Below are 23,292 nucleotides of genomic sequence, written 5' to 3'. Positions count from 1 at the left end.
CCGACAGTTTAAAAGCCAGGCTGTAATCCCGCTGGGTTCGCTTGATCCTTGATTCCAATTGACTCTCCTTTTTTCTCTCAAAAAGGTGTCAACCAAATTCAGGACGGGTCATGCGTAATAAAAAAGCCCCTCGGTGTTGCCGAGGGGCTTTTTGTTGGGCGGGAAGAAGTATTACTTCTTCTTGGCCTCGTCCTTCAGTTGCGGCAGCGAGGTGCCGGAGGCGGAGAGCAGGCCGGTCTTCGTGTAGGTGAACAGCTTGGCGCGGGTGTCGACGATGTCGAGGTTGCGCATGGTCAGCTGGCCGATGCGGTCGGCGGGGGTGAAGGGGGCGTTCTCGACCTTTTCCATCGACAGGCGCTCGGGAGCGTAGGTCAGGTTGGGCGATTCGGTGTTGAGCAGCGAGTAGTCGTTGCCGCGGCGCAGTTCGATGGTGACTTCGCCGGTGATGGCGCGGGCGACCCAGCGCTGGGCGGTTTCGCGCAGCATGATGGCTTGCGGGTCGAACCAGCGGCCCTGGTACAGCAGGCGGCCGAGCTTGCGGCCGCTTTCGCGGTACTGCTCGATGGTGTCTTCGTTGTGGATGCCGGTGACCAGGCGCTCGTAGGCGATGAACAGCAGGGCCAGGCCCGGGGCTTCGTAGATGCCGCGGCTCTTGGCTTCGATGATGCGGTTTTCGATCTGGTCGCTCATGCCCAGGCCGTGGCGGCCGCCGATGCGGTTGGCTTCGAGCATCAGCTCGACCGGGTCGCTGTATTCCACGCCATTCAGGGCGACCGGCTGGCCTTCCTCGAAGCGGACGGTGACTTCCTCGGCCTTGACGGCGACGTCATCGCGCCAGAACGCCACGCCCATGATGGGCTTGACGATGCGGATGCCGGAGTTCAGGTGTTCCAGGTCCTTGGCTTCGTGGGTGGCGCCGAGCAGGTTGGAGTCGGTGGAGTAGGCCTTTTCCGCCGACATCTTGTAGTCGAAGCCGGCCTGGCGCATGTACTCGGACATTTCCGAGCGGCCGCCGAGCTGGTCGATGAACTGCTGGTCGAGCCAGGGCTTGTAGATCTTCAGGTCCGGGTTGGTCAGCAGGCCGTAGCGGTAGAAGCGCTCGATGTCGTTGCCCTTGAAGGTGCTGCCGTCGCCCCAGATGTTGACGTTGTCTTCCTTCATGGCGGCCACCAGCATGGTGCCGGTGACGGCGCGGCCGATGGGCGTGGTGTTGAAGTAGGTGATGCCGGCGGTCGAGATGTGGAAGGCGCCGGCCTGCAGGGCGGCGATGCCTTCGGCCACGAGCTGCGCGCGGCAGTCGATCAGGCGGGCGTTCTCGGCGCCGTAGGCCATGGCCTTGCGCGGGATCTCGTCGTAGTCGGATTCGTCGGGCTGGCCCAGGTTCGCGGTGTAGGCGTAGGGGATGGCGCCGTTGTTGCGCATCCAGAGCAGCGCGGCGCTGGTGTCGAGGCCGCCGGAAAAGGCGATGCCGACCTTCTGGCCGGTGGGAAGGTTCGGGAGGATAGTGGTCATTGTTTGAGGTGAGACGCCAACGGGACTTTGACAGCAACGAGCCGCCAAACAAGAAATCTGTCCGCCATTTTAACGCGTTTGGGCGGTCCGGGCCGGGGGCCGGGCAGGGGGGCGGCCGGCGCTCCGGGCGGAGGGGGCGGCGGGCTCGAACAGGGCCGCCAGGTTCAACTGGCGGATCAGCTCGCCGGTGGCCGTGGCCAGCCGGGTGGCGGGGCGGTGGCGGGCGCTCGCCAGCACCAGATTGTTGGTGATGCCGGGCGCGACGATTTCGCTGAGCGATAGCGCGTGTTCGGCCGCCGGCCCGCGCGCGGCCGAACGCGGCAGGATGGCGTAGGCGTCGCCCTGCGCCGCCAGTTCGACGATGGTCTGCACCGCATCGACCTCGGCCGCCACCTGCAGGCGCACGCCCTGGGCGCGACAAATGCTCTCGACCAGGGTGCGGATGGCGTTGGGCAGGCTGGGCAGCACCAGCGGATAGGCGCCCAGCCCGGCCACCGCGACGCGCGCGGGCAGCGGCGGCTGATGGTTGGCCGCGGCCACCAGCACCAGGTTCTCCCGGAACAGCGATTCATAGCCCAGTTGCGGCGACGGCGCCGGGTCGTACAGCAGCGCCAGATCGACGCGGCCGGCCAGCAGCCATTCGCGCATCTGCGCGCTCAGGCCTTCGGCCACGGCGATCGAGGCGTCGGGAAAACGGCGGCGGAAAGCCTGCACCAGGGGCGGCGTGAGGACCCGCGCGATGCGTGGCGGCAAGCCCACCACCACTTTGCCCGTCGGCGTTTCGCGCAGGGTCTGCAGGTCCTGCTTGGCGCGGTCGGCCAGGGCCAGCAGGGCGCGGGCATGTTCCAGAAAGCGCAGACCGGCCTCGGTCGGTTCGGCGCCGCGGCCGTTGCGGTAGAGCAGGTGCTGGCCCAGCTCCAGTTCCAGCAGGCGCACCTGGCGGCTCAGCGTCGGTTGGGCCACGTCGAGCATTTCGGCGGCGCGCGAGAAGCTGCGGCGCTCGGCGACGCGCACGAAGTATTCGATCTGCTTGAGGTCCATGGCGATTTGATATTTATATTTTCTATATCTGAAATCAAAGATATAGCATTGTTCGGCAGGCCGCAATCCGCGAGGATGACGTTTTCCCCGCTGGATCCCGCCGTGCCTGACTGCCGTCCTCCGCTTGCCACGCCTTCCCGTCCCCGCCACGCGCTGCCGGCCGGGGCCTGCGACACGCATTGCCACGTGTTCGGTCCGGCTGACCGGTTTCCCTATGCCGAAGGACGTTCCTACACGCCGCCCGACGCGCCCTACGCCAGGATGGCGGCGCTGCACGCGCACCTGGGCGTGCAGCGCGCGGTGGTGGTGCAGGCCAATTGCCATGGCGGCGACCACGCCGCCTTGCTCGACGCGCTGGCGCAAAGCCAGGGCCGCTATCGCGGCGTGGCGCTGCTGGGGGCGGACGCCACGCCGGCCAGCGTGCGCCGGCTGCATGATGGCGGCGTGCGCGGCGCGCGCTTCAATTTTGTGCCGCACCTGGGCGGCGCGCCCGATCCGGCCGTGTTCGACCACGTCATCGGGCTGATCGCGCCGTTGGGCTGGCACGTCTGCCTGCACCTGGATGGCGCCATGCTGCCCGAGCTGCTGCCGCGCCTGCGGGCGCTGCCGGTGCCGTTCGTGATCGACCACATGGGCCGCGTCAAGGCCGCCGACGGCTTGGACGCGCCGGCGTTCCGCGCGCTGCTGGACCTGGCGCGCGAGCCGCTCGCCTGGGTCAAGGTGTCGGGCATCGACCGCATCGCCTCGGGCAAGCGTCCCTTTGCCGAAGGCATTCCTTTCGTGCGCGCCCTGGTGGACGCGCTGCCCGAGCGTACGCTGTGGGGCACCGACTGGCCGCATCCGAACGTGGCGGGCGACATGCCCGACGACGGCGAGCTGGCCGACGCTTTTTTCCTGGCCTGCCCGGACGCGGAAACGCGCCGGCAGGTTCTGGTGGACAACCCGGCGCGTCTCTACGGCTTCCCGTAGCCGCGCCATCGCCCGATTTCGGGCAACAAGAAAACACGATATCCCGAGGAGACAATCCATGTTCAAGAAATTCCTATTCGCCGGCCTGCTCGGCCTGGCCAGCCTGGCGCCCGCGGCGCATGCCGATGGCCCGGTGCGCCTGATCATTGCCTTCCCGCCGAGCGGCCCGGTGGACCTGGTCGGCCGGGTGCTGGCCGAACAACTGGGCAAGGAGCTCAAGCAGTCGGTCATCGTCGAGAACAAGGCGGGCGCCAACGGCAACATCGCCGCGGCCTACGTCGCCAAGGCGCCGGCCGATGGCTCGGTGCTGTTCCTGACCAGCGTCGGCGCGGTGTCCATCAGCCCGGCCCTGTACAAGGACCTGCCGTATGACCCGGTGCGCGATTTCGCGCCGGTCTCGCGCGTGGTCAACAACGCCACCGTGTTCGTGGTGAACCCGGCCAACCCGGCCACCGACGCGGCCGATTTCGTCAAGCGCTCGCAGGCGGCCTCGCAGTCCGTGGCGATCGGCTCGTCGGGCATCGGCAGCATCCCGCACCTGACGCTGGAAATGTTCGCCGACGCCAGCAAGGCCAAGGTGCTGCACGTGCCCTACAAGGGCGCCGCGCCCGTGATCAACGACGTGCTGGGCAACCAGGTGAACGGCTTCTTCGGCGACGTGCCGGGCCTGATCGGCCACATCCAGAGCGGCAAGCTCAAGGCGCTGGGCATCGCCGCGCCGACCCGTCATCCGCTGCTGCCCGACGTCAAGACGCTGGCCGAGCAGGGCATCGCCGGCGTCGAATCGAACAACTGGTATGGCATCGTCGCGCCCGCGGCCACGCCGCCGGCCACGGTCGAGAAACTGAACCAGGCCCTGCGCGCCGCGCTGGGCAACGAGGCGGTGCGCGCCAAGCTGGAGAAGTTCGGCGCCCAGGCCGCGCCCAGCTCGCCGCAGGAACTGGCGGCGCTGATCGCGGCCGACCGCGAGAAGTGGGGTTCGCTGATCCAGCGCAAGAACATCCGTCCGGAGTGAGCATGAGCGATTGTCGAGTCTCGCCGGTCGTGCCGGGCACGCGCCCGGCCCTGGCCGAAATGGAAGCGCGCATCGCGGCCGCGCGCGGCCGCATCTCGCCGCTGTACCAGGTGCTGCTGAACAGCCCCGCCGTGGTGCAGGGCTGGGAGGCGATGCTGACCGCGATCCGCCTGAACACCTCGCTGTCGCCACGGGTGCGCGAACTGATCATCCTGCGCGTGGCGACCCTGAACAACGCGCCGTACGAGTTCGACGCGCACGTGCCGCACGCGCTGGCGGCGGGCATGCCGCAGGCGGTGGTCGACCAGTTGCGCGGCGGCCCGCAAGCGGACGCGGTGCAGGGGCTGGCGGCGGGCGAGGCCGACGTGCTGGCCCTGACCGACGCCATGACCCGCGACATCGAGGTGCCGGACGCGCTGTTCGCGCCGCTGCGTTCGCGCTACAACGATCAGGAGCTGGTCGAACTGGCCGCGACGGTAGCCGCCTACAACATGGTGTCGCGCTTCCTGGTGGCGCTGCGCGTCGGGCACTGATAGGAGCTTTGCATGGACAAGACGGTATTGCTGGTGTCGCTGGGCGAGCGTTTCGACGCGGCGCGCGCGGCCGACATGGCGCAACGCCTGACCGAGGGCCTGGACGGCGTGCGGCTGCGCGCTTTCGCCGCGGTCGAGGAGGACGAGACCTATGTATATGTCGACGGCGACGCCGGTCGCCAGCCGGAAGTGCAGGCGCGCCTGGCCGAACTGTTCCCCGGGGCGCAGGCGCGCGTGCTGCACCTGACCCTGGACCTGGCCGGCGCTTCGGCCGGCTCGGATGCGCCCTGGCACTACATCGTCGAGACCGACGTGCTGCCCGAGGCCGAGGCGGACCTGAATGCCTGGTACGACCAGGAACACCTGCCAGGGCTGGCCTCGGTGCCCGGCACCGTGCGCGCGCAGCGCTATGAATGCCGCGACCAGGGGCCGCGCTATCTGGCCTGCTATGACCTGGAGACGCGCGAGACCTTCGGCAGCCCGCCGTGGCTGGCGGTGCGCGCCACCGACTGGAGCAGCCGGGTGCGGCCGTCGTTCCGCAACACGCGCCGCACCATGTTCCAGAAGATTCTTTGACACAGAAGAACGAGGAGACAACGATGAGCAAACGATGGGCGAGGGTTGTGCTGTGGGGCGCGTTGAGCGCGGCCGGGCTGTCGCTGGCCGCGCAGGCCGCGCCGACGCCTGCCGCGGCAGCGGCGGCCGACAAGGTCGAGCGGGTCACGGTGCTGCCGGGCAACGGCGCCCGCATCGAAGTGCTGGTGCAGGGCCAGGGCCCGGCCCTGGTGCTGTTGCCGTCGCGCGGTCGTGGCCAGGAGGATTTCGACGACCTCGCGGCGCGGCTGGCGCAGGCCGGTTACCGTGTGCTGCGGCCCGAGCCGCGCGGCATCGGCGGCAGCAGCGGACCGATGAAGGACATCACGCTGCATGACTTCGGCAACGACATGGCGGCGGTGATCCGCGATGTCGCCAAGCAGCCGGTGGTGATGATCGGGCACGCGTTCGGCAACTGGGTGGCGCGCACCACGGGCGTGGACCATCCCGACCTGGTGCGCGGCGTGGTGATCGTGGCGGCGGCGGCCAAGAAGTATCCCGCCGGCCTGAGCGAGCACGTCGACCGCAGCGCCGACCTGTCGCTGCCCGACGCCGAACGCCTCAAGTCCATCCAGTACGCGTTCTTCGCGCCGGGCCATGACGCCAGCGTCTGGCTCAACGGCTGGTACCCCCAGGTCAGCGAAAGCCAGCGCCTGGCCGGCAAGGCCACGCGCCAGTCGGACTGGTGGTCGGGCGGCAGCAAACCGCTGCTCGATCTGCAGGCGGGCGCCGACCTGTTCAAGCCGGAATCGACCCGCAACGAGATCCGCGACGAATTCGGCGAGCGCGTGTCGGTGGTGGTGATCCCGGGCGCCGGCCACGCGCTGGTGCCGGAAGCGCCGCAGGCGGTGGTCGACGCCATCGTGCGCTGGGAAAAGTCGCTCAAGCCCTGAATGCCGCGCCTGGCGCGGATAAAAAAAAGCAGCCCCACGGGGCTGCTTTTTTCATGGGCGCGCTGCTTACTTGAGCTGGCCCAGCAGCAGGAACTCCATCAGCGCCTTCTGCACGTGCAGGCGGTTCTCGGCCTCATCCCAGACCACGCTCTGCGGGCCGTCGATGACTTCGCCGGTGACTTCCTCGCCGCGATGGGCGGGCAGGCAGTGCATGAACACGGCCTGGGGATCGGCGGCGGCCATCATCTCGGCGTCCACGCACCAGTCGGCGAAGGCGGCGCGGCGCTCTTCGTTCTCGGCCTCGTAGCCCATGCTGGTCCAGACGTCGGTGGTGACCAGGTGCGCGCCCTGGCAGGCCTGCATCGGGTCCTTGAACTGGCGCAGCACCTTGTCGGACGGCGAACCGATGCGGGCGGCTTCGAGCTCGTAGCCGGCCGGGGTCGACACGTGCAGCGTGAAGCCCAGCATCTCGGCGGCCTGCAGCCAGGTGTAGGCCATGTTGTTGGCGTCGCCGACCCAGGCGACCGTCTTGCCGGCGATGGGGCCGCGGTGCTCGATGTAGGTGAAGATGTCCGCCAGGATCTGGCAGGGGTGGAATTCGTTGGTCAGGCCGTTGATCACGGGCACGCGCGAGTGCGAGGCGAAGCGCTCGATGCGGGTCTGCTCGAACGTGCGGATCATGACGATGTCGACCATGCGCGAGATGACGCGCGCGGTGTCCTCGATGGGCTCGGAGCGGCCCAGTTGGGAATCGTTGGAGGTCAGGTTGATGACCGAGCCGCCCATCTGGTACATGCCGGCCTCGAACGAGACGCGGGTACGGGTGCTGGCTTTTTCGAACACCATCGCCAGCGTGCGGTCGTGCAGCGGCATGTGGGGTTCGTAACGCTTGAATTTTTCCTTGATCAGCCGCGCGCGGTCCAGCACGTAGGCGATCTCGGCGGACGAGAAGTCCTTGAACTGCAGAAAGTGCCGCAAGGGGCCGTTTTGAGTCGTGGGAGGAGTCATGGTGATGTCGCAGGTCATTGGGCCCGGACGGGCTCGTGGCCCGGGCGGGAGGTTGATTATGGATGTTCGGCCAGGAACTGTCGAATCAGCGGCGCCAGGATGTCTACGATCCGGTCGGCTTCGGCGCGCGACAGGACCAGGGGCGGCAGCAGGCGGATGACGCGGTCGCGGGTGACGTTGATCAACAGGCCCGCTTCCAGGGCGCGCAGCGCCAGCACGCCACAGGGACGGGCCAGCTCGATGCCCAGCATCAGGCCGCGCCCGCGCACATCCGCCACGCCGGGCAGGCCGGCCAGTTCCTGCGCCAGCCGCGCCTTCAGGTGGCCGCCGACGCTGTGCGCGTTGTCCAGCAGGTTTTCCGATTTCAGCGCGTCCAGCACCGCCAGGCCGGCCGCGCAGACCAGCGGGCCGCCGCCGAAGGTGGTGCCGTGGCTGCCGGGGGTGAACACGCCCGCCGCGGGGCCGGCCGCCAGCATCGCGCCGATCGGCACGCCGCCGGCCAGGCCCTTGGCCAGGGTCATGACGTCCGGCACGATGTCGGCCCACTGGTGGGCGAACCATTTGCCGGTGCGGCCGATGCCCGACTGGACCTCGTCGATCATCAGCAGCCAGCCGCGCTCGGTGCACAGTTGTCGTACCTCTCGCAGGAAGGCGGCATCGGAGGGACGGATGCCGCCTTCGCCCTGCAGGGCTTCGAGCAGCACGGCGGCCACGCGCGGCTCGGCGTCGCCGGCGGCGCGGATCGCGGCGGCGTCGTTGTACGGCACCTGGATGAAGCCGGAGGGCAGGGGCTCGAAGCCCTTGCGCGCCTTGTCGCTACCGGTGGCCGCCAGCGTGGCCAGGGTACGCCCGTGCCAGGACGAATCCATGGTGATGATGTGGGCGTGGCTGTTGCCGCGCTGGTAGGCGTAGTAGCGCGCCAGCTTGATGGCGGCCTCGTTGGCCTCGGAGCCGCTGTTGTTGAAGACCACGTCGCGCATGCCGGACAGCGCCGCCAGGCGCGCGGCCAGCTCGGTCTGCTGCGGGACTTCGTAGATATTGGAGGTGTGGATGACGCGCGCGGCCTGCTCGCTGATGGCCGCGACCAGCCGGGGATGGGCGTGGCCCAGACAGGAGACGCCGATGCCCGCCAGCGCGTCCAGGTACTTGCGGCCCTGCGCGTCCCACAGCCAGACCCCCTGGCCGTGCGTGAACGAGACCGGCAGCCGGGCGTAGATATTGGCCAGAGGCGAGGTCATGACGGGTCCTCCTGGGCATTTTTTCCCTGGGCGGAGCGCCTTTCGGGACAGGGCAAAGGATCAATCATATACAATTCGCGGCGCGGGGCGCATGTTTGATCACGCCGAAGATCCGGCCCAGTGAAGGGCGTCCCGTAGTGAAGAATCCATGGCAACTCGCGTCAGACAATTCGTAATTCATGGCGTTACCGAAAGCGGTAGCCGCTTTCGCCCCAGCGATTGGGCGGAACGGCTCGCCGGCGTAATGGCACAGTTCCGGCCCGCCGGCTGTGCGGGTAACCACCTCACCTATTCGCCCTACGTGCTTCCCGTCGTGATCGACGGCGTGCGCGGCATCGTGGTCGACCAGCGCTTGCGCGATCTCGAACCGCTGGCGTACAAGTTCGTGGTGGATTTCGCCCGCGACAACCACCTCAAGACGGAAGAACGCGAAATCTAGGCTTGCCGAAACCACAAAGCGCCCGAACCGGGCGCTTTTCCATTTCAGGCTTGCCACGTCAGGCCACGCCCCATTCGCCGGGGGCGGGTCGTCTCCTACCCGCGCGCCGCGCCCGCCCGCGGGCCGCCGCGCCGCGGTCCCCCTAGGTGCCGTAGCGGTCGAGGATCTTGCGGATGTCGCGCACGCCCGCGCCGTCCGGACTGAGCAGCGCGCGCGCCGTGACCGACTCCAGGTGATGTCCCAGCAGGTGCAGCACGTGCTTTTCGTCGCGCGCGCGCAGGCCGGCGACGATTTCGCGGTGCTCGCTGACCGCGCATTCGCTCGAATGCGGCCGGCCGTAAAGCGCCAGGATCAACGAGCAGCGCGACACGATCTCGTTGACGTAGCGGGCGTAGACCGCATTGCCCGACAACTCGGCCATCAGGATGTGGAATTCGCCGGACAGGCGGATCGACTCGTTGACGCTGTTGCGCGCGCGCGCGGCTTCTTCCTGCGCCACGTGCTGTTCCAGCCGCGCCAAGCCGGCCTCGGTGACGTGCTGCACCAGCCGGCGCGCCACGTCGCGTTCGAGGCAGCGGCGCGCCTCGAAGATGTCGTGGGCTTCTTCCAGGCTGGGGCGCGCCACCGCCGCGCCGCGATTGGGACGCAGGTCGACCAGCCCCTCGCTGAACAGGCGCGTCAGCACGCCGCGCACGATGGTGCGGCTGACGCCGAAACGCTCGCCGATGACGTCCTCGGGCAATTTGTCGCCCGGCAGCAAGGCCTGCTCGATGATCGCCTGCCGCAAGTTTTTGTATACGATTTCCGTGCGGTTTACGTCTTTCCGTGCGGGCTCCGCCGCGTCGGCAATGGGGGCCGTCATCTGGTGTGGATCTCCGATGCGTACGCGTTCCGGTGGGGGGAATCTGCCGGCGGAACCGCGCCGGTGCGCACTTTTCTAGGTGTGAAACAGCATACACCATCAGCCGCTAAGGGTTAGCGATAGCTTGAAGCGTCAGACCAATGGCGTACATTGTCGGCATAAATCGTATACAAACATTTATACAAAATTCAGGGATCCGTGGGTTTTGTAAGGGTGGATTTGTATACAAACCATCAGGGGTCCGATTCATGTCCGCAGCACCCGCCGTCCTTCCCGACCGCCTGGCCGTCACGCCCAGCCGCCTGCTGGTGATCAATGGCAACACCACCGCCGACCTGACCGCCAGCCTCGCCGAGCAGGCGCGCGCCTTTTTTGGCGACGCGGCCCGGGTGCATGCCGTGACGGTGCCGTTCGGGCCCGCCTATATCGCCAGCCGGGCGCAGGCCGCGGTGTCGGCCCACGCCGTCTGCGAAACCGCCGAGCGCGAGGCCACCCAGGCCGAGGCCGCTGGCGAGCCATTCGACGCCTGCCTGCTGGCCTGTTTCGGCGAACCCGGCATCGGCGCGGTGCGCGAGCGCCTGCGCATGCCGGTGGCCGGCATGGCCGAGGCCGCCATCCTGACCGCCCTGCAGCGTGGCGACCGCTACGCCATCGTGACGGTGGGGCGGCTGTGGCCGGGCATGCTGCGCGAGCAGATCCGCCAGCTCGGGCTGGAGTCGCGCTGCGCCGGCCTGCTGGCGCTGCCGGGCAATGCGCTCGACTACGTCACGCGCTCGCCCGCGACCATCGCCGCCGTGGGCCAGGCGCTGGACGACGCGGTCGCCCAGGGCGCCGACGTGGTCATCGTGGCCGGCGCCGCGCTGGCGGGTTTCCTGCCCAGCCTGCCGCGCCTGCCCGCCGTGCCCGTGATCGATTCCTATCGCGCCGCCCTGTCGCAGGTGCTGGCGCTGGCCACGCTCGAGCGCGCCCAGCGCCAGACCGCCGGCCACTGATTACCGCCGCCGGCCGTCCGCGCCGGCCTCCAGACGTATTCCATACCCACCTCCAAGGGAGCATTGCCATCATGAAGACGCTGCTGAAGTGGACCGCCGGGGCCGTGATCGCGCTATCGGCCATCACCGGGGCATCCGCCGCCAACACCCTGAAGTGGGGCGCCGCCCGCGATCTGGATTCGCTCGATCCGTATTCCTACGGCAGCACCTTCAACCTGGCGTTCCTGAACCACGTGTACGAAGCGCTGATCCGCTACGACGACAAGTTCAACATCACGCCGGCGCTGGCCGAGTCGTGGGAGTCGCCGTCGCCGACGGTGCTGCGCTTCCACCTGCGCCGCGGCGTCAAGTTCCACAACGGCGCGCCGTTCTCGGCCGACGACGTGGTGGCGTCCATGACCCGCGTGTCCGACGACGCCTCGCCGCTCAAGGGCAACCTGCCGGCCTTCAAGGCGGCGCGCAAGGTGGATGACTACACCGTCGACATCGAGATGACGCATCCGTACCCGCTGATGCTCAACGACCTGACCAACATCTTCATCTTCAACCGCCAGTGGCTGGTGGACAACAACAGCCTGAAGCCCACCGACGCGGCCAAGAAGATCGAGGGCTACGCCACCCACCACGCCAATGGCACCGGCCCCTTCAAGGTAGAGTCGTACCGGCCCGACACCCGCACCGTGCTGGTGGTGAATCCGGACTGGTGGGACAAGCCGCGCCACAACCTGGACCGCATCGAGTTCACGCCGATCGCCTCGGCGCCGACGCGGGTGGCGGCGCTGCTGTCGGGCGACATCAACTTCACCGAGAACGCGCCGCTGCAGGACCTGGACCGCCTGCGCGCCGCGCCCAACGTCAAGGTGCTGGCCGCGACCGAGCTGCGCACGCTGTATTTCGGCTTCAACCTGGGCGACAAGCTGGTCGGCTCCAACATCACCGACAAGAACCCGCTCAAGGACCTGCGCGTGCGCCAGGCGCTGTACATGGCGCTGTCGCCCGAGCTTCTGCAAAAGCGCGTGATGCGCGGGCTGTCGCGCACCACCGGCGCGCTGGTGGCGCCGTCGATCCCGGGCTATGACGCCCGGCAGGAGGAACGCCTGCCATTCGATGCCGCCCGCGCCAAGAAGCTGCTGGCCGAGGCCGGCTACCCCGACGGCTTCACGTTGTCGCTGCTGTGCTCGAACGACATGTTCGTCAACGAAGAGGAACTGTGCCAGGCCGCCGCCTCAATGTGGGCGCGCATCGGCGTGAAGGCTTCGCTGGCCAGCGGTCCGCGTTCGCTGCAGAACCCCAAGCGCTCGCGTGGCGAGTTCGACATCACCATCCACGGTTGGGCCAACGAGCCGCAGATCGACGCGCTGTCGATCCTGCTGCAGGTGATGCACAGCCGCACCGGCCCGGCCGGGGTCTTCAACTGGGGGCAGTGGGGCGATCCGGCGCTGGACGCGCGCATCGACGCCGCCGCCGCCGAGATGGACCGCCCCAAGCGCGTGCAGATGATGAGCGACATCCTGCAGACCCTGCACGACGATGTGCGCTTCCTGCCGCTGCACCAGCAGCCCATGGCCTGGGCGGTGGGCGCCAACGTCGGCGACGTGCTGCAGATGCCCGACAACAAGGCGCGGCTGTGGACGGTGCGCATGAAGTGATGGGCAAGGCGCCGCGTCCTGCATCGGCCGCGGCGCTCCTGGCTTGGAATGTCGAGATGCCCCCCAAGGGGCTGACAGGAGGCGCACATGCTGGCGTTCATAGTTAGGCGGGTCTGCAATGCGGTCGGCGTGATGCTGGCCGTGGCGTTGCTGGCCTTCGTGATTTTCCGTTTCGTCGGCGACCCGGTCGACATGATGCTCAACGAGCAGGCCTCGCAGACGCAGCGCGACGAGCTGCGCGAGCGGCTGGGCCTGAACGCCTCGGTCGGCATGCAGTTCGTGCACTTCGTCGCCAACGCGGCGCGCGGCGAGTTCGGCATTTCCTACCGCAACCAGCAGGATGTGTTCGCGCTGGTGGCCGAGCGCTTCCCGGCGACGTTCGAGCTGGTGATGATGGCGACGCTGCTGTCATTGGTGATCGGGGTGCCGCTGGGCGTGCTGACCGCCATCTACCGCAAGTCGCGCCTGGCGCAGGCGCTGCAGTTCGTCTCGATCCTGGGGATTTCGCTGCCCAGCTTCGTGGTCGGCATCATGCTGATCCTGGTGTTCTCGGTGCAGTTGGGCTGGCTGCCCGGTTTCGGGCGCGGCGACACGGTGCGCATCGGCGGCTGGACCACCGGCCTGCTGACGCCCTCGGGCCGCGCCGCGCTGGTGCTGCCGTCGATCACGCTGGCGCTGTTTCAGATCACGCTGATCATGCGGCTGGTGCGGGCCGAGATGCTGGAGACGCTGCGCACCGAGTTCATCAAATTCGCCCGCGCCCGCGGCCTGCCGGACCGGGTGGTGCATTTCCGGCTGGCGCTGCGCAATTGCCTGATGCCGGTCATCACCGTGACCGGCATGCAGATCGGCAACCTGATCGCCTTCGCGCTCATCACGGAAACCGTGTTCCAGTGGCCCGGCATGGGCCTGCTGTTCATCCAATCGGTCATGTTCGTGGACATTCCCGTCATGGCCGCCTATCTGGTGATCGTGTCCTTCATCTTCGTGGCGCTGAACACGCTGGTGGACATGATGTACGGCGTGGTCGATCCGCGCCTGCGCAGCCAGCACGTCAAGGGAGGCGCCAATGCTCACTAAACCGATGTCGAACGCGGGCCGCGGCCGGTTGGCGCGCATCTTCCAGGGCGACCTGTGGTGGAGCCTGCGGCAGGATCCGGTGGCGATGGGGGCGGGCGTGGTGCTGATCGCCGTGGTGCTGCTGGCGCTGTTCGCGCCCTGGATCGCGCCGCAGAACCCCTACGACCTGGCGCAGCTCGACCTGCTCAACGCCGAGCTGCCGCCGCGCTGGATCGCGGGCGGCGAGGCCCAGTTCCTGCTGGGCACCGACACCCAGGGGCGCGATGTCTGGTCGGCGATCCTGTATGGCTCGCGCATGTCGCTGGTGATCGGGCTGGCCACGGTGGTGCTGTCGCTGGCGATCGGTCTGCTGGTGGGACTGGCGGCCGGCTATTTCGGCGGCTGGATCGACAATGCGCTGATGCGCCTGGGCGACACGCTGCTGAGCATTCCCACCATCCTGGTGGCGATCCTGGTGACGGCGGTGTTCCGGCAACTGCTGCCGCCGGGCCTGCGCGAGACGCTATCGGCGGTGATCCTGATCCTGGCGATCTCGATGACCAACTGGGTGCAGTACGCCCGCACCGTGCGCGCCTCGGCGCTGGTCGAGCGCGGCAAGGAATACGTGCAGGCGGCGCGGCTGATCCGGGTCAGCCCGCTGCGCATCATGCTGACCCACATCCTGCCGAACACGCTGACGCCGGTGATGGTGACCGCGACCCTGAACCTGGGCCTGGCGATCCTGATCGAGGCCACCCTGAGCTTCCTGGGCGTGGGCATGCCGCCGACCGAGCCGTCGCTGGGCACCCTGATCCGGCTGGGCAACCAGTACCTGTTCTCGGGGCAGTGGTGGGTGGTGGTGTTTCCCGCGCTGTACCTGAGCCTGGTGGTGCTGGTGGTGAACCTGCTGGGCGACTGGCTGCGCGACGCCCTCAATCCCCGCCTGCGCTGAGCGCGGCAAGAACACGGAGACAAGAGAACCATGGACAACGCAACCCTGTATACCCACGTGCGGCCGGCGGGTGGCGCATCCACCTCGGTGCTGGTGCGCGACGGCCGCTTCGCGGCCATGGATGGCGCGGTGCCGAACAGCGTGCCGCGCGTCGATGGCGGCGGCGCGCTGCTGCTTCCCGGCCTGATCGACGCCCACGCGCACCTGGACAAGACCCTGTACGGCATGCCCTGGTATCGCAACGAGGTGGGGCCGCGCCTGATCGACAAGATCGAGAACGAGCGCGCCGAGAAGCGCCGCCTGGGGATCGATCCCTATCGCCAGTCGGCGCGGCAACTGGTGATGTCGGTGGCCGACGGCACCAGTCACATCCGCAGCCACGTCGACGTGGACACCGACATTGGCGTGGCGGCGATCGAGGGCGTGATGCGCGCCCGCGACCAGTACCGCGACCAGATCGACGTGCAGATCGTGGCGTTTCCGCAGAGCGGGCTGCTGATCCGCCCGGGCACGCTGGAACTGATGGAGCAGGCCCTGCGGATGGGGGCGGACGTGGTCGGCGGGCTGGATCCGGCCGGTATGGACCGCGACCCCAAGGGCCACCTGGACGCGGTCTTCGCCCTGGCCGACAAGTATGGCAAGCCGATTGACATCCATCTGCATGAGGCGGGCGAGCTGGGCGCGTTCTCGATGCAGATGACCATCGACCGGGTGCTGGCGCTGGGCATGCAGGGCAAGGTGACGCTGTCGCATTCGTTCTGCCTGGGCATGCCCGACGCGCAGGCGGTGCAGGGGCTGGTGGACGGGCTGGTGGAGGCGGGCGTGCATATCATGACGACCGGCTCGGCCTCGCGTCCGGTGCCCAATGTGGCGCGGCTGCACGCGGCCGGGGTCACCGTCTGTACCGGCAACGACGGCATGCGCGACACCTGGGGCCCCTACGGCAAGCCGGACATGCTGGAACGCACCATGCTGGTGGGCCTGCGCAACAACTTCCGCCGCGACGACGAACTGGCGCTGGCGCTACACGTGGCGACCTATGGCAATGCGTGCGTCATGGACCTGGCGGACTACGGCCTGGCGCCGGGCTGCCACGCCGACTTCGTGCTGGTGGACGCCGAGACGGTGGCCGAGGCGATCGTCTCGCGCCCGGTGCGCAAGCTGGTGGTCAAGCGCGGCCGGGTGGTGGCGCGCGATGGCCGCGCGCTGGTGGAGGCGCCGTGATGGCCGCTCGCGACGACGCCACGCTGCTGACCGCGCGCTGGGTGGTCGGCCACGAAAACGGCCGCCACTGCCTCTACGAGAATGGCGAGGTGGTGTTCCAGGGCGACCGCATCGTCTATGTCGGTCCGCGCTATCCGGGCCCGGTGGCGCGGCGCCACGACTATGGCCGCGCCCTGATCGGCCCGGGCTTCGTCGACCTGGATGCGCTGTCGGACCTGGACACGACCATCCTGGGTTTCGACAACTCGCCGGCCTGGCGCAAGGGCCGCATCTGGCCCGACACGTATATGCAGCGCGGCCCGTACGAGATGTATACGCCGGACGAGCTGGCGTTCCAGAAGCGCTATGCCTTCGCCCAGTTGATCCGCAACGGCATCACCACCGCGCTGCCGATCGCCTCGCTGTTCTACCGCGTGTGGGGCGAGACCCGCGAGGAATTCCTGTCGGCGGCTCGCACCGCCGGCGAACTGGGGCTGCGCGTCTACCTGGGGCCGGCCTATCGCAGCGGCCACACCTATGTGGACGGGGAAGGACGCATCCGCTGCCATTACGATGCGGCGCGCGGCATGGCCGGACTGGAACAGGCGGTGGCGTTCGCCGACGAGGTCGAGGGCCTGTACGACGGCCGGGTGCGCGCCATGCTGTCGCCGGACCGCATCGAGACCTGCACGCCCGAGCTGCTGCGCGCCTCGGCCGCCGCGGCGCGTGAACGCGCCATCCCGATCCGCCTGCATTGCTGCCAGTCGCGCCTGGAATACGACCTGGTGCTGGCGCAGCACGGCATGAGCCCGCCCGAATGGCTGCGCAGCCTGGGCTTTCTGTCCGAGCGCGCGCTGCTGCCGCACGGCACCTACGTGTCCGGCTCGCGCCAGATCGAGCGGCCGGGGCAGGACCTGGAGATCATCCGCGACGGCGGCGCCACGGTGGTGCATTGTCCGCTGGTATCGGCGCGCCATGGCGCCACGCTGGAATCGTTCGCCCGCTACCGCAAGCTGGGCGTGAAGATCGGCATGGGCACCGACACCTGGCCGCCGGACATGGTGCTGAACATGCAGGTCGGCATGATGCTGTGCCGGGTGATGGACCAGTCCACCGAGGCGGTGCGCTCGGAAGACTATTACGACGCCGCCACGGTGGGCGGGGCCGACGCGCTGGGCCGTGCCGACCTGGGGCGGCTGGCGCCGGGCGCCAAGGCTGACATCGTGGTGTTCGATTTTTCCCACGACCGCAACGGCCAGTTGATCGATCCGATCCAGACGCTGATGGTCGGCGGCAGCGGCCGCGACGTGTCGCAGGTGGTGATCGACGGCCGCTTCGTCATGGTCAATGGCCGCATTCCCGGCTTCGATGCCCGGCTGGCGCAGGACCAGGCGCAAGCGCAGTTCGACCGGCTGGTGGCACGCTACCCCGACCGCACCTGGGGCCATCCGCCGGTCGACGAGATCTTTTCCTCCAGCTACCCGAGATTTCCGAGGAGCCCGTCATGACGACCGTTCCGAATCCCGCCGCGCCCACCCTGTCGGTGCGCGGCCTGTCGGTGGAGTTTCCTTCCCGCCACGGCCTCCTGGTGGCCACGCGCGATATCAGTTTCGACATCCAGCCGGGCGAGATCCTGGGCATGGTGGGCGAGTCCGGCGCCGGCAAGTCGCTGACCGGCATGGCCGTGATCGGCCTGCTGGAACCGCCGGGCCGCCTGGGCGGCGGCGAGATTCACCTGGCTGGCCGCCGCATCGACAACCTGCCGGCCCGCGCGCGTCAGCAACTGCGTGGCAAGGAGATCGGCGCGATCTTCCAGGATCCGCTGACCAGCCTGCACCCGCTGTTCACCGTAGGGGACCAACTGATCGAGACCATCCGCCACCACGACAAGGTGTCGGCCGCCGCGGCCCGCCAGCGCGCGCTCGAACTGCTGCTGGCGGTCGGCATTCCGGCGGCGGACCGTCGCATCGACCACTATCCGCACCAGTTCTCCGGCGGCATGCGTCAGCGGGTGGTGATCGCGCTGGCGCTGGCGGCGCGGCCGCGGCTGATCATCGCCGACGAGCCGACCACCGCGCTGGACGTGTCGGTGCAGGCGCAGATCACCGCGCTGCTGCGCCGGCTGTGCCGCGAGCAGGGCACCTCGGTGTTGCTGGTGACGCACGACATGGGTGTGATCGCCGAGACGGCCGATCGGGTGGCGGTGATGTACGCCGGCCGCATCGTCGAGATCGGCCCGGTGCTGGAGGTGCTGCGGCGCCCCGGCCATCCGTATACGCAGGGCCTGATGAACGCGATTCCCGGCCTGCGCCAGCGCGCCGCGCGCCTGAACCAGATCGACGGCGCCATGCCGCGCCTGCACGCGATGCCGGACGGCTGCGCCTTCCATCCGCGCTGCGGCCAGGCCGGTCCGCGCTGCGGCATGGACCGCCCGGCGCTGGCGTCCACCCCGTCGGGCGCGACCCTCAGCGCCTGCTGGCTGCACCAAGGAGGCGTTGCCCATGCCGCATGACGATGACATCCTGTTGCGGGCCGATGACCTGGCCTGCTGGTTCGACGTTTCGCCGCCCTGGCTCGAACGCACCTTGTCGCGCCAGCCGCCGCAGACGCTCAAGGCGGTCGACGGCGTGTCGCTGGCGGTGCCGCGCGGCACCACGCTGAGCATTGTCGGCGAGTCCGGCTGCGGCAAGTCGACGCTGGCCAAGCTGCTGGTGGGCCTGGTGGCGCCGTCCCGCGGCACGCTGCGCTATGGCCGCAGCCGCACGGGCGGCGCGCTGCATCCGCAGATGATTTTCCAGGACCCGTACGCCAGCCTGAATCCGCGCTGGCGGGTGGGCGCGATCGTGGCCGAGCCTATCATCACGCTGGGCCTGCGCGCCACGCCGGCCGAGACGCGGCGCCGGGTGGAGGAACTGCTGACCCTGGTGGGCCTGTCGCCGAACGACGCGTCGCGCTATCCGCACGAGTTCTCGGGCGGCCAGCGCCAACGCATTTCGATCGCGCGGGCGCTGGCGACGCAAGCCGAATTCCTGGTGTGCGACGAGCCGACCTCGGCGCTGGATGTGTCGGTGCAGGCGCAGATCCTGAACCTGATGGGCGATCTGCAGAAGGAGTTCGGCCTGACGTATGTGTTCATCAGCCACAATCTGTCGGTGGTGCGCCACGTGTCGGACCGGGTGGCGGTGATGTATCTGGGCCGGATCGTGGAGCAGGCGCCGGCGGACGAGTTGTTCGATGCGCCGGAACATCCGTACACAAGAATGCTGCTGGATACGATTCCAGATCTGGACTCCCCCAGGCGCGACCGCGAGCCGATGGGCGGCGAGGTGCCGAATCCGATTCAACCGCCGAGCGGGTGCACGTTTCATCCGAGGTGCCCGAACGCGAGGGCGGTGTGTCGGGAGAGGGCGCCTGAGGTGGCGGTTGTTGGCGGGCGTGAGGTGCGGTGTCATGCCGTGGAGTGGGCGGTTCTGCAGGCGGCTTGATGGCTTTCCTGGTGGGGTTTTGGTGCGGGAGCGGGCTTCGTAGGTCGCCCCTCGGTCGGGCGGACCCGATGGCGGGCGCCCACGATTGCGGTCCGGAGCGTTCGCTCCGGACTGCCCCTGCCTCATCCTCGTCCTCGCCTTCGGCGACTCCTTCGGATTCCGTCGGGCGCATCGAGGTTGCCCGCCATCGGGTCCGCCCGACCGAGGGGCTACGAGCGTCTTGGCTTGTTGCGTTGCTAGACCTGTGTGCAGGGCACGAAACCTGCAGGGCTGCCCATCGCGGCCGCGCGGGCGGCCACGCTGGGCGTCTGTGCATCTGAATGTGGGGCGGGGGCGCTGTGCGCGGGTGGCGAGCGGTTTTCTGGTGGTTCCGCACGTCAGGGGGAGGGGCGGTGGTGGTCGGCGCGATGTGCACCGTATTGCTTGTGAGGAGCTTCGCGCGCCGACCACAAACAGTCTTGGTGCCTACGATCTCTCAATAGCACTCGATTTCGCCATTCCCACACGCGATAGCGTCATCATCCCGACGCAAGACCCCGCGTAAGCCCCAAAAGGCCGCCCGCGCGGCCGGCCTGGGGCGGGCCCCGCAAATCTCTCTCCCCACACCTCGATGTAGCAGCGCCCCATGTCTGGATGCCGGTAGCCTGTTGCGGCGGGGTGGGCCGGGTGGGGCGCCGTCGATGCGCCCGACGGAATCCGAAGGCAGTCGCCGCAGGCGACTACGAGGATGAGGATAGGGCAGTCCGGAGCGAACGCTCCGGACCGCAATCGTTGGCGCCCCACCCGGCCCACCCCGCCGCAACAGGCGGCCTACGAAGCCCCCCCCGCAATCAAAAAACCTACTTCGAATAAACCAAATCCCGTAGTCCCAACGACAACCCCGGCCAATAAGTAATCACCATCAGACAAACAATCACCACCCCCACGAACGGAATCAACGGCTTGATCAACCGCTCCAACGGCAGCTTCGCCACCGCGCAGGCCGCGAACAGATTCACCCCGAACGGCGGCGTGATCATGCCCAGGGCCAGGTTGACCACCATGATGATGCCGAAGTGCACCGGGTCCACGCCGAACTTCAGCGCCACCGGCAGCAGCAGCGGGGCCAGCACCACGATCGAGGCCGAGGTCTCGATGAACATGCCGATCACGAACAGCGCCAGGTTCACGCCCATCAGGAACGAGAACTGGGTGTCGAACAATTGCGCCAGCCACACGCCCAGCGCATCGGGGATGCCGGCGCGGTTCAGCAGGAAGCTGAACACGCCGGCGTTGGCGATCACGAACATGATCACGGCGGTGGACACGACCGACTTGTGCAGCGTGTCCGACAACTGCCTGAAGCTCAGGCGGCGGTAGATGAACTTGCCCACCACCACCGCGTACATCACCGCCACCACCGAGGCCTCGGTCGGGGTGAAGACGCCGCCGTAGATGCCGCCCAGGATGATGACCGGCATCATCAGCGCCAGCCAGGCGCGCTTGAAGGCCGGCCACAGCGGCAGGCGGCCTTCGCCGTCGCGCTTGCCCAGGTTGTTGCGCTTGGCGTAGAGCCAGACGTAGAACATCAGCGCCACGCCGATCAGGATGCCGGGCATGACGCCGGCGATGAACAGCTCGCCGGTGGAGGTGTCGGTGGACACCGCGAACAGGATCATCGGGATCGACGGCGGGATGATCACGCCCAGCTCGGCCGCGCTGGCCTGCAATGACGCGGCGAAGGGGGCGGGGTAGCCGTGGCGGATCATGGCCGGGATCAGGATGGCGCCGACCGCGAAGGTGGTGGCGACGCTGGAGCCGGCCACGGCGGCGAAGATCATGCAGGTCAGCACGCAGGTGCAGGCCAGGCCGCCCTGGATGCCGCCGACCACGCTCTTGGCGAACTCCACCATGCGTTCGGAGATGCCGCCGGCTTCCATCAGGTTGCCGGCCAGGATGAAGAACGGGATCGCGACCAGCGGGTACTTGTCCAGCGCGGCATAAAGCTGCTGGGCCACCACCAGCCAGGGCAGGTTGGCGGCGCCGACCCCCGCCAGGCTGGCCAGCCCGATCGACACGGCGACCGGCACGGACAGCCCGAAGAAAATCAGCATCGAGACAATCATTAATTGGGACATGGCGATATCGGCTGCTTGGATTCGGGACGGGGGCTCAACCCTGCGCGTCGTTGCGCACGGGCGTGTTGTCTTCCTCGCCGGCGCACCAGCGCGCCAGCACGGCGACGGCGGCGAGCGTCGCGCCCACCGGGATCGCCAGGTAGATCCAGGAGATCGAGATGTCCAGGCTGGGCACGTTCTGGAAACGCACGCGGTAGGTCATCTGGCCGCCGATCCAGGCGATGAAGCCGAGAAAGCCGGCGCAGACCAGGCCGATGACGGCTTCCAGGATGCGGCGGCGCATGCCGCCCAGCAGGTTGCGCAGCAGTTCGACGCTGATCATGGCGCCGTGGCGGAAGGCCAGGGCCACGCCCAGCAGCACCGTCCAGATCAGCAGGGCGCGGGTCAGCACCTCGCTCCAGTCGGCGGGCGAATGCAGCACGAAGCGGGCGATGACCTGGTAGAAGGCGGCGGCCGCGGCGGCCACCAGCAGGAGTTGGGCGATGACCGACACCAGCTTGAACAGGATGCGGTCGAAGGCGCAGAGCAGACGCATGGGGGTTTCCAGGACGGATGGCGGAGCGCGCGGAGGGCGGAGCGGCAGGCGCCGCCGGGGACGAAATTCGCTTTCGTCATCCCGGCGCCTCGCGCCGTGCCGGCCTTGCGCTTACTTGGTGTCGCGGATCGACTCGATCAGCTTCTTGTCGAACTTCTTGTAGTACTCGGGGTAGGCCGGCTCGACGGCGGCGGCGAAGGCGGCGCGGTCGACTTCCGTGACCTGCATGCCTTCCTTCTTGAGCTGCTCGACGCCGGTCTTCTCGATGTTGTCGACGTAGGCGCGCATGGCCTGGGCCGATTCTTTGCCGGCTTTGTCGAACTTGGCCTTGTCCTCGGCCGACAGTCCGTCATAGACGTTGGACGACATCAGCACCAGCGCCGGGCCGTAGACGTGGCCGGTCAGCGCCAGGTACTTCTGCATCTGCGACAGCTTGGCCGAGGTGATGACCGACAGCGGGTTTTCCTGGCCGTCGATCGTGCCCTGCTGCAGGGCGGTGGCCACTTCCGGCCAGGCCATCGGGGTCGGCAGGATGCCGATCTGGCGGAAGGCGGTGATGTGGATCGGGTTTTCCGTGGTGCGGATCTTCAGGCCCTTGGCGTCGGCCGGCGTCTTGACCGGACGCACGTTGTTGGTCAGGTGGCGAAAGCCCTGTTCGCCCCAGGCCAGCGCGATGATGCCGCGGCTGGGGAACTTTGCCAGCATATCCTGTCCGATCTTGCTGTCGAGCACGTTGCGTGCATGTTGCAGGTCGCGCAGCAGGAAGGGGATGTCGAAGACGCCGGTCTCGGGCACGAAGTTCAGGGTGGCGCCGGTCGAGACGATGGCCAGGTCGATGGTGCCGATCTGCAGGCCTTCGATCACCTCGCGTTCGCCGCCCAGCGCGCTGTTGGCGAATTGCTGTACCTTGTACTTGCCGTTGCTGGACGCCTCGATCGACTTGGCCAGGGCGTCGGCGCCGGCGCCATAGTGCGACGACGTCGACAGGGCATAGGCCATCTTCAGGGGAGTCTGGGCCGAGGCGGCCAGGGGCGCGGCGACCGCGCAGGCGGCCAGGATCGTGGCCGCGAGCCAGGATTTACGCATTGTCTTCTCCAGGGATTCGGTATTTTTTTGCAGTGGGTATGCGGCGCCGCAAGGCGCTTCGCGCATGATAGCGGGATTCGGCCCCCATTCCGGCCGTTGGTTAACATTGG

At 68.2% G+C, this 23,292-nt stretch carries 22 protein-coding genes; 14 read left to right on the top strand and 8 right to left on the bottom strand.

Annotated elements, in window-relative coordinates; translation table 11 throughout:
- Nucleotides 1-171 precede the first annotated feature (171 nt).
- Together argG and HV783_RS23885 are read right to left on the bottom strand one after the other, a co-directional pair.
- Nucleotides 172-1,512 (bottom strand): argininosuccinate synthase, encoded by a 1,341-nt coding sequence (gene argG / locus HV783_RS23890; RefSeq protein ID WP_006388517.1) that lies wholly within the window; start codon nt 1,510-1,512, stop codon nt 172-174.
- 69 nt (nt 1,513-1,581) lie between these two features.
- On the bottom strand, nt 1,582-2,553 hold the full coding sequence (locus HV783_RS23885; protein ID WP_054501287.1) for a LysR substrate-binding domain-containing protein: 972 nt from the start codon (nt 2,551-2,553) through the stop codon (nt 1,582-1,584).
- Between the two features lie 102 nt (nt 2,554-2,655).
- On the opposite strand from HV783_RS23885, the gene HV783_RS23880 reads away from it, so the two are divergent.
- Genes HV783_RS23880 through HV783_RS23860 form a run of 5 tightly spaced genes read left to right on the top strand, consistent with a single transcriptional unit; the run spans nt 2,656 to nt 6,557 of the window.
- On the top strand, nt 2,656-3,522 hold the full coding sequence (locus tag HV783_RS23880) for an amidohydrolase family protein (RefSeq protein WP_175190002.1): 867 nt from the start codon (nt 2,656-2,658) through the stop codon (nt 3,520-3,522).
- 58 nt (nt 3,523-3,580) lie between these two features.
- Nucleotides 3,581-4,537 carry a Bug family tripartite tricarboxylate transporter substrate binding protein gene (locus tag HV783_RS23875; RefSeq protein ID WP_175190001.1) on the top strand — a complete coding sequence of 319 codons (957 nt, stop codon included), beginning with the start codon at nt 3,581-3,583 and terminating at the stop codon, nt 4,535-4,537.
- Between the two features lie 2 nt (nt 4,538-4,539).
- Nucleotides 4,540-5,070, top strand: coding sequence for a carboxymuconolactone decarboxylase family protein (locus HV783_RS23870; protein ID WP_054501284.1), 531 nt, complete (start codon nt 4,540-4,542; stop codon nt 5,068-5,070).
- A gap of 12 nt (nt 5,071-5,082) precedes the next feature.
- A complete protein-coding gene (locus HV783_RS23865; protein WP_116793241.1) occupies nt 5,083-5,646 on the top strand; it encodes a DUF4286 family protein in 564 nt (187 codons plus the stop codon).
- 23 nt (nt 5,647-5,669) lie between these two features.
- A complete protein-coding gene (locus HV783_RS23860) occupies nt 5,670-6,557 on the top strand; it encodes an alpha/beta fold hydrolase (protein WP_081273677.1) in 888 nt (295 codons plus the stop codon).
- Between the two features lie 66 nt (nt 6,558-6,623).
- Here HV783_RS23860 and argF read toward each other — a convergent pair whose 3' ends face one another.
- Complete coding sequence (gene argF / locus HV783_RS23855; RefSeq protein WP_026382721.1) at nt 6,624-7,565, bottom strand: ornithine carbamoyltransferase; 942 nt, start codon at nt 7,563-7,565, stop codon at nt 6,624-6,626.
- Between the two features lie 56 nt (nt 7,566-7,621).
- On the bottom strand, nt 7,622-8,803 hold the full coding sequence (locus HV783_RS23850) for an aspartate aminotransferase family protein (protein ID WP_175190000.1): 1,182 nt from the start codon (nt 8,801-8,803) through the stop codon (nt 7,622-7,624).
- A 148-nt stretch (nt 8,804-8,951) separates the two neighbouring features.
- Between HV783_RS23850 and HV783_RS23845 the strand changes: the two genes are divergently transcribed.
- Entirely contained in the window at nt 8,952-9,242 is a 291-nt protein-coding gene (locus HV783_RS23845) for a DUF3579 domain-containing protein (protein ID WP_006388526.1), read from the top strand.
- Between the two features lie 142 nt (nt 9,243-9,384).
- Here HV783_RS23845 and HV783_RS23840 read toward each other — a convergent pair whose 3' ends face one another.
- Nucleotides 9,385-10,104: a GntR family transcriptional regulator gene (locus tag HV783_RS23840; RefSeq protein ID WP_054501281.1), complete on the bottom strand. Its 720-nt coding sequence runs from the start codon at nt 10,102-10,104 to the stop codon at nt 9,385-9,387.
- A gap of 248 nt (nt 10,105-10,352) precedes the next feature.
- Between HV783_RS23840 and HV783_RS23835 the strand changes: the two genes are divergently transcribed.
- The 8 genes from HV783_RS23835 (at nt 10,353) to HV783_RS23800 (ending at nt 19,444) form a co-directional block, all read left to right on the top strand.
- The gene (locus HV783_RS23835) at nt 10,353-11,096 is read left to right on the top strand and encodes an aspartate/glutamate racemase family protein (protein ID WP_054419807.1); all 744 of its coding nucleotides are present in this window, start codon (nt 10,353-10,355) and stop codon (nt 11,094-11,096) included.
- 71 nt (nt 11,097-11,167) lie between these two features.
- Nucleotides 11,168-12,745, top strand: coding sequence for an ABC transporter substrate-binding protein (locus HV783_RS23830; RefSeq protein ID WP_064528746.1), 1,578 nt, complete (start codon nt 11,168-11,170; stop codon nt 12,743-12,745).
- Between the two features lie 87 nt (nt 12,746-12,832).
- Nucleotides 12,833-13,825 carry an ABC transporter permease gene (locus tag HV783_RS23825; RefSeq protein ID WP_054434346.1) on the top strand — a complete coding sequence of 331 codons (993 nt, stop codon included), beginning with the start codon at nt 12,833-12,835 and terminating at the stop codon, nt 13,823-13,825.
- Entirely contained in the window at nt 13,815-14,756 is a 942-nt protein-coding gene (locus HV783_RS23820) for an ABC transporter permease (protein WP_175189999.1), read from the top strand. The genes HV783_RS23825 and HV783_RS23820 overlap by 11 nt, the downstream gene beginning before the upstream one ends.
- 30 nt (nt 14,757-14,786) lie before the next feature.
- A complete protein-coding gene (locus tag HV783_RS23815) occupies nt 14,787-15,980 on the top strand; it encodes an amidohydrolase family protein (RefSeq protein WP_175189998.1) in 1,194 nt (397 codons plus the stop codon).
- Nucleotides 15,980-17,467: an amidohydrolase family protein gene (locus HV783_RS23810; protein WP_116793244.1), complete on the top strand. Its 1,488-nt coding sequence runs from the start codon at nt 15,980-15,982 to the stop codon at nt 17,465-17,467. Before HV783_RS23815 ends, HV783_RS23810 begins: the two co-directional genes overlap by 1 nt.
- The gene (locus tag HV783_RS23805; protein WP_064528740.1) at nt 17,464-18,471 is read left to right on the top strand and encodes an ABC transporter ATP-binding protein; all 1,008 of its coding nucleotides are present in this window, start codon (nt 17,464-17,466) and stop codon (nt 18,469-18,471) included. The genes HV783_RS23810 and HV783_RS23805 overlap by 4 nt, the downstream gene beginning before the upstream one ends.
- Entirely contained in the window at nt 18,461-19,444 is a 984-nt protein-coding gene (locus HV783_RS23800; protein WP_175189997.1) for an ABC transporter ATP-binding protein, read from the top strand. The genes HV783_RS23805 and HV783_RS23800 overlap by 11 nt, the downstream gene beginning before the upstream one ends.
- A gap of 839 nt (nt 19,445-20,283) precedes the next feature.
- Here HV783_RS23800 and HV783_RS23795 read toward each other — a convergent pair.
- The 3 genes from HV783_RS23795 to HV783_RS23785 all read right to left on the bottom strand — a co-directional run bounded on the left by HV783_RS23795 (nt 20,284) and on the right by HV783_RS23785 (nt 23,182).
- Nucleotides 20,284-21,561, bottom strand: a complete 1,278-nt coding sequence (locus HV783_RS23795; RefSeq protein WP_054501276.1) for a TRAP transporter large permease — start codon at nt 21,559-21,561, stop codon at nt 20,284-20,286.
- Between the two features lie 34 nt (nt 21,562-21,595).
- Nucleotides 21,596-22,096 carry a TRAP transporter small permease gene (locus HV783_RS23790; protein WP_054501275.1) on the bottom strand — a complete coding sequence of 167 codons (501 nt, stop codon included), beginning with the start codon at nt 22,094-22,096 and terminating at the stop codon, nt 21,596-21,598.
- A 111-nt stretch (nt 22,097-22,207) separates the two neighbouring features.
- Nucleotides 22,208-23,182: a TRAP transporter substrate-binding protein gene (locus tag HV783_RS23785; RefSeq protein WP_054434361.1), complete on the bottom strand. Its 975-nt coding sequence runs from the start codon at nt 23,180-23,182 to the stop codon at nt 22,208-22,210.
- Nucleotides 23,183-23,292: the final 110 nt, after the last annotated feature.

Source organism: Achromobacter dolens (assembly GCF_902859745.1).
GTDB lineage: Bacteria > Pseudomonadota > Gammaproteobacteria > Burkholderiales > Burkholderiaceae_B > Achromobacter > Achromobacter dolens.
This window is presented reverse-complemented; position numbering and strand designations above follow the sequence as displayed.